Source organism: Achromobacter sp., assembly GCF_036567245.1.
Classification (GTDB): domain Bacteria; phylum Pseudomonadota; class Gammaproteobacteria; order Burkholderiales; family Burkholderiaceae_B; genus Achromobacter.
In genome coordinates this window covers 1-5667 of record NZ_DATCUY010000437.1, presented here as the reverse complement: position 1 = coordinate 5667, position 5667 = coordinate 1, and the positions used below count along the sequence as shown (strand labels likewise).

The 5667-nt window shown below is 66.9% G+C and carries 5 protein-coding genes and 1 pseudogene; 1 reads left to right on the top strand and 5 read right to left on the bottom strand.

Annotated elements, in window-relative coordinates:
- The 5 genes from VIR09_RS18910 to VIR09_RS18890 form a co-directional block, all read right to left on the bottom strand.
- Positions 1 to 938: branched-chain amino acid ABC transporter permease (locus tag VIR09_RS18910; RefSeq protein WP_332014262.1), on the bottom strand; the 938-nt coding region annotated here is incomplete at its 3' end.
- On the bottom strand, positions 935 to 1792 hold the full coding sequence (locus VIR09_RS18905) for a branched-chain amino acid ABC transporter permease (protein WP_332014261.1): 858 nt from the start codon (positions 1790 to 1792) through the stop codon (positions 935 to 937). The genes VIR09_RS18905 and VIR09_RS18910, both read right to left, overlap by 4 nt.
- An 86-nt stretch (positions 1793 to 1878) precedes the next feature.
- Positions 1879 to 3060: an ABC transporter substrate-binding protein gene (locus tag VIR09_RS18900; protein WP_332014260.1), complete on the bottom strand. Its 1182-nt coding sequence runs from the start codon at positions 3058 to 3060 to the stop codon at positions 1879 to 1881.
- A gap of 183 nt (positions 3061 to 3243) precedes the next feature.
- Entirely contained in the window at positions 3244 to 4047 is an 804-nt protein-coding gene (hutG, locus tag VIR09_RS18895) for an N-formylglutamate deformylase (RefSeq protein ID WP_332014259.1), read from the bottom strand.
- A gap of 118 nt (positions 4048 to 4165) precedes the next feature.
- A complete protein-coding gene (locus tag VIR09_RS18890) occupies positions 4166 to 5119 on the bottom strand; it encodes a LysR family transcriptional regulator (RefSeq protein ID WP_332014258.1) in 954 nt (317 codons plus the stop codon).
- A gap of 103 nt (positions 5120 to 5222) precedes the next feature.
- On the opposite strand from VIR09_RS18890, the pseudogene VIR09_RS18885 reads away from it, so the two are divergent.
- Positions 5223 to 5667 (top strand): annotated as a pseudogene (locus VIR09_RS18885) (MFS transporter); the annotation flags it as partial.

Sequence of the window (5667 nt, the reverse complement as noted above, 5' to 3'; positions counted from 1 at the left end):
TTGCGGCCCCAGCGGGCCTGCACGGCGCCCAGTACTCCTTGCGGGAAGTACAGCGTGGCCAGGATGAAGACCAGTCCGAGGATGCCGTACCAATAGGGCGTCCAGCCGCTGAGCCATTCCTTCAGGGCTTCGAACAGCAGCACGCCGGCCACCGGTCCCCACAGCGTGCCCGCGCCGCCCAGCAAGGTCATGATGATGACGTCGCCGGAGGTGGTCCAGTGCAGCATCTGCGGGTTCATGTACATCAGCACCGCGGCCAGCAGTCCGCCCGCCAGGCCGCCGACCGCGCCGGAAACCAGAAAGGTGATCTGCTTCAGGCGCTGCACGTTGTAGCCCAGCTGGGCGGCGCGGATCTCGTTCTGGCGCACGCCCGCGACCGCGCGGCCGAAGGGCGAGGCGCGCAGCATCGCCATCAGCGCCATCACCAGGGCGAACACGGCGGCAACGTACCAATAGAAGTTCACGGTGTCGAAGAAGTCGATGCCCGCGAGCTCCGGCCGGCCGATGCCGGGCAGGCCGTCGGCGCCGCCGGTCCATTCGCGCAGCTTGCTGTCGGCCAGGATGTACATGAGCTGCGACAGCGCCAGCGTGACCAGCGCGAAGAAGATCCCCGAGACCCGCAGCGCGAACACGCTGAAGATCCAGGCGCAGGCGGCGCCCGCCACGATCGCGAGGGCCAGGCCTGCCTCGAACGGCAGGCCGTAGCGCTGGGTGGCCAGCGCCAGCGCGTAGCCGCCTGCGCCCAGGAAGGCCGCGTGGCCGAAGGACACCATGCCCAGCAGGCCGAACACCAGGTCGAAGCCCACGGCGAAGATGGACCACACCATGATCAGGATAGTCAGGTTCAACAGGAAATCGTTTTGCGTGCAGAAGGGCACCGCGATCACCGCGGCGGCCACGCCGGCCGCGATGGCGGCGTCTTGGCGGGAAGTCGTCATGCCAGCCTCGCTTGGCGGGAGAACAGTCCTTGCGGACGGGTGAGCAGGGTGGCGATCAGCATGGCGAACGTCAGGATGTCGACCCAGCTGGGCATGAAGGTGTAGCCCACCGCGCGCACCATGCCGATCAGCAGCGACGCGGCGACCACGCCGCGGATGTTGCCCAACCCGCCCAGGATCACCACGATGAAGCAGTCGATGATGGTGTTGGTGGCCATGCCCAGCTCGATCGGGAACAGCGGGGCGGAGATGGCGCCGGCCAGCCCGGCCAGCGCCGCGCCCACACCGAACACCGCGCTGCGGATGGCGGCGGCGGGCAGGCCCAGGATGCGCACCATCTCGCCGTCGCTGCTGGCGGCGCGCACCAGCATGCCGAAGGTGCTTTTTTCCAGCACGAAGAACAGCGCCGCCGATACCGCCAGGCCGAAGGCGATGACGAACAGGCGGTAGACGGGGATGGTGCTGCCGGCCAGTTCGACCGTGCCCGACAGCAGCGCCGGCATCGGCGTTTCCTGGTAGCCCAGGCCCCAGATGAACTTCACGGCCTCGCTGATGACGAGGATGAAGCCGAAGGTCAGGATCAGTTGATAAAAGTGCGGGCGGTTGTACAGCGGCCGCAGGGCCAGCCGTTCCATCGCCACGCCGACCAGGCCGACGCCCAGCGTCGCCACGACCAGGCCGGCAATGAAGGAACCGGTGCGCAGCTGGATGTCGAAGGCCAGGTAGGCGCCCAGCATGTACAGCGCGCCATGGGCGAAGTTGATGACGCCCAGCATGCCGAAGATAAGCGTAAGGCCGGACGCCAGCAGGAACAGCAGCATTCCCAGGCTCAGGCCGATGATCACGGTGGACATGGCAGAAATCCGTCAGGCGGCGCGCCCAGGCGCGCCGGGTGGAAGACCGGTCCGCGAGGGACCGGCGGGTGCATGGCGCGGCGGCGTCAGCCCGCGCAGGGTTCGAACACCTGGTCCGGCGGAAACACCTTGACGATGTCCATGACGTAAGCCGGCTGCGGCGGTTTGCCCGCATCCACCACGCCCCACAGGCCGTTCTGCATGGCCTGGTGGTCGCAGGCGCGCATCGTCTTCTTGCCTTCCACCGAGTTGTCGCGCTCGCTGGCCGCAAACGCCTCGATCCACTTTTCCTTGTCCCAGGTGCCGGTCTTGTCGACCACGTCCAGCCACCAGCTCATGCCGTCGTAGGCTTCGCCCGCGGCGGCCGAGGGGAACTCGTTGTACTTCTTGCGGAAAGCCTCGACGAAGGCCTTGTTGGCGTCGTTCTCGACGGTGAAGTGATATCTCACGCCCGACTGCACGCCGACCGCGGTGGGCCCGACGCCGGCCGCCATGGTTTCGTCGGCGATGACCGGGCCGAAGATCTTGCGCGTCTTGCCCAATTCGATCTGGCCGGCCTGCTTGACCATGGTGACGGCGTCCGAGCCCGTCATGAACAGCGCCACGCCGTCGGCGTTGGAGCGCGCGATCTTGTCGGCGATGGACGAATAGTCGCGGTTGCCCAGCGGGGGAAAGTCGGCGCCTACGATCTCGATGCCGGCCTTCTCGGCCTCGCGCCGGTACCAGTCCCAGCTGTCGCGCGTGGCCTGGTAGTCGGCCGTCACGCCGTAGACCCGCTTGAGCTTCTGCTCCTTGGAATAGGCCAGCGCCATGCGCTGCTCCATGCCCAGCGTGTTGGAGGTGCGGAAGGTATAGCGCGAGCCGCCCGGCACCGTGATCTTGTCGTCGGCCGACATGGTGACCAGATGGGGGATCTTGCGCTGCTTGGCGATGTTCATGATGGCCAGCGTGCTGGCCGAGCTGACCGCGCCGAAGATCATCTGCGATCCATCGGAGATCAGCCGGGTGGTCTTCTGCACTGCGGGCTGCGGCTTGGTCTCGTCGTCCTCCCAGGTGACCTGGATGGGCTTGCCTAGCACTTTGCCGCCGCGCTGTTCGATGGCGATGGTGACGCCTTTGCGCATGTCTTCGCCAAAGATGCCGTAAGTGCCCGACAGCGATACCACGCCGCCGATCTTGAACGTGTCGGGATCGGCGGCGTGCGCCCCTGTCGTGAGCAGGGCGCACAACGCCAGCGCGCCGCTGGCGGCGTGACTCCATGTCTTCATTTCTAGTCTCCACGTATTTTTCGTTATGGCTCGTAATGTTTTACGTAGCTCAGTTGAAATACTACGTTTGAGACTGTGATGTGAAAAATTGGGGTATACCCGTGGCCTAGGGGCAAAAAAAACCGCCCCAGGGCGGCAGGCGCCTTGGGGCGGTACGGATTGGCGGAAGCCGCCAGCGGGCGATCAGCGCTGGCGCGCCTCGGTCTGCCGCAGCGCCGACTGCACCATGCTTTCGACCAGCGGGATGACCTTGTCCGCCAGTTCGGGTTGGTAGGCGTAGGGGTGCGTTTCATCCATGTACGTGGACTGGCACATTTCCAGCTGGATCGCGTGGACGTTGTCTGCCGGGCTGCCGTAGTGGCGCGTGATGTAGCCGCCCTTGAAGCGGCCGTTCACCGCCCAGGTATAGGCGGTGTTGTCGCGCAGCCGGCTTTCGACCGTTGCCAGGATATCGGGCGCGCAGGCTGCGCTGTCGGCGGTGCCGATGTTCAGGTCGGGCAGCTTGCCTTCGAACAGGCGCGGCAGCACGCTGGCGATCGAGTGCGCTTCCCACAGCAGCACGGTGCCGTGCTCGGCCTTGATGCGGTCGATTTCCTCGCACAGCTTGGCGTGGTAGGGCTTCCAGTAGGTCTGCAGCCGGTGTTCGCGCTCGGCGTCGGTGAGGACGGCTTCGTTGCGGTAGAGGGCGTCGCCGCGGAAGGTCTGGGTCGGGCACAGGCCGGTCTTGGTCTGGCCGGGATACAGGCTTTCATCGTTGGGCGGGCGGTTCAGGTCCACCACGTAGCGCGAATAGCGCGCGCCGATGACCGATGCGCCCAGCGCCTCGGCGAATTGGTACAGCGTGTCCAGGTGCCAGTCGGTATCGCCCGATTGCAAGCCCAGCGGCGTCATCTGCGCGCGCTGCGAGTCGGGAATCATGCTGCCCAGGTGGGGAATGGAGATCAGTAGCGGCGCCGTGCCGCGGCTGAATTGGTAGATGTCGCTCAAGTAAAACTCCGGGGGAAATGGCGGGGCGCAGGCAAGGGCATGCCTGGCAGCGTCCCTGGGTATCCGGTATTGCGCCGTCTGGGGCAATGCCGGCAATGATAGTGGATCGGGCGCATGCCTACGCCCGCGGCGGCGCTGCGTCGTTGGCCCAGGGGGCGCCGCTGCTCCATTTGCTGGCAATGGCGTCGATCAGGACCCGCACTTTGGGCGCCAGGTGGCGCCGGTGCGGATAGACCGCGCAGACCGGCGCGCCGGCAGGCGCCACGGATTCCAGCACCGGCGCCAGCCGGCCGGCGCGCAGATCCTCGCCGACCAGGAAGGCGCCCAGTTGGGCGATGCCTTCGCCCGCCAGCGCGGCGTCGCGCAGCGCCTCCGTGTTGCCCAGCCGCAGGCGGCCGGCCACATGCACGGCGCGTTCCTGGCCGTTGACGGCAAAACGCCAGGGAGTCAGGGCGCCCGCGTGGGTGTAGGCCAGGGTTTGATGGTTGGCCAGGTCATCCGGGCTGGCGGGCGCGCCGTGGCGATCCAGATAACCGGGCGCAGCGCAGGCGATCAAGCGGTGCGGCGCCAGCACCCGGCGCACCAGCCGGCTGTCGGTTTCGCCGCCGATGCGGATGGCCATGTCCACGCCGTCACGCACCAGGTCGATGTAGTCGTCGGAAAAGCTGACGTCCGCCTCGACCTCGGGCCAGTCCTGCAGGTAGTCGCGCAGTAGCGGCATGATGTGCAAGCGCCCCAGCGACACCGGCAGATCGATGCGCAGCCGGCCGCGCGGCGCCTGCTTGCGGCTGGCCATGGCGTCGGTGGCGTTGTCCACCTCGGACAGGATGCGCTGCGCGTGTTCGTAAAAGACGCGCCCTTCGTCGCTGAGGCTGACGCTGCGCGTGCTGCGATGAAGCAAGCGCGCGCCCAGGCCGAGCTCCAGGCGCGCGATGCACTTGCCGATGGCCGAACGCGACAGGCCCAGCTTTTCGGCTGCCGCGGTGAAGCTCTGCGTGTCGGCCACGCGCACAAACGCGAGCAGGTCGCCGATATGGTCCAGGCGGGCAGCCGGGTAGGGTGGATTGGGCACGATTTGTCCCTTGTGTTTATTTATTTGCCTACTTTATCAGCGAAATGGAAACAGTAGACTGCCTAGGGGTCGGCCCTGCAAGGGCTTTGTCTGGAACCCCATCATGACCCGCGGCACCTCGTTGCAAGATCTGGCCACTCCTGGCTCCCCAGTCACCGATCCCGATACCGACCGCACTGGATGGCGCGCGTGGCTGGGCGTCATCGCCGTGGGCATGGCGACCTTTTGCGTGGTCACCACTGAAATGCTGCCGGTGGGACTGTTCGTTCCCATCACGGCAACGCTCGAGGTCTCGGTCGGCATGGGCGGCTTCATGCTGTTCGTACCCGCCATCCTGGCGGCGCTGTTCGCGCCGCTGGTCATCATTGGGGCGAAGGGCGCGGACCGCCGCGCGATCCTGTGCGGCCTGCTGGCGCTGCTGGTTTGCGCCAACGCGGCCAGCGCCTGGGCGCCCAGCATGCCGTGGTTCCTGGCGGCGCGAGTCCTGGTGGGTTTCTGCATCGGCGGCATCTGGGCGGTCGCGGGCGGACTGGCGGGCAGGCTGGTCC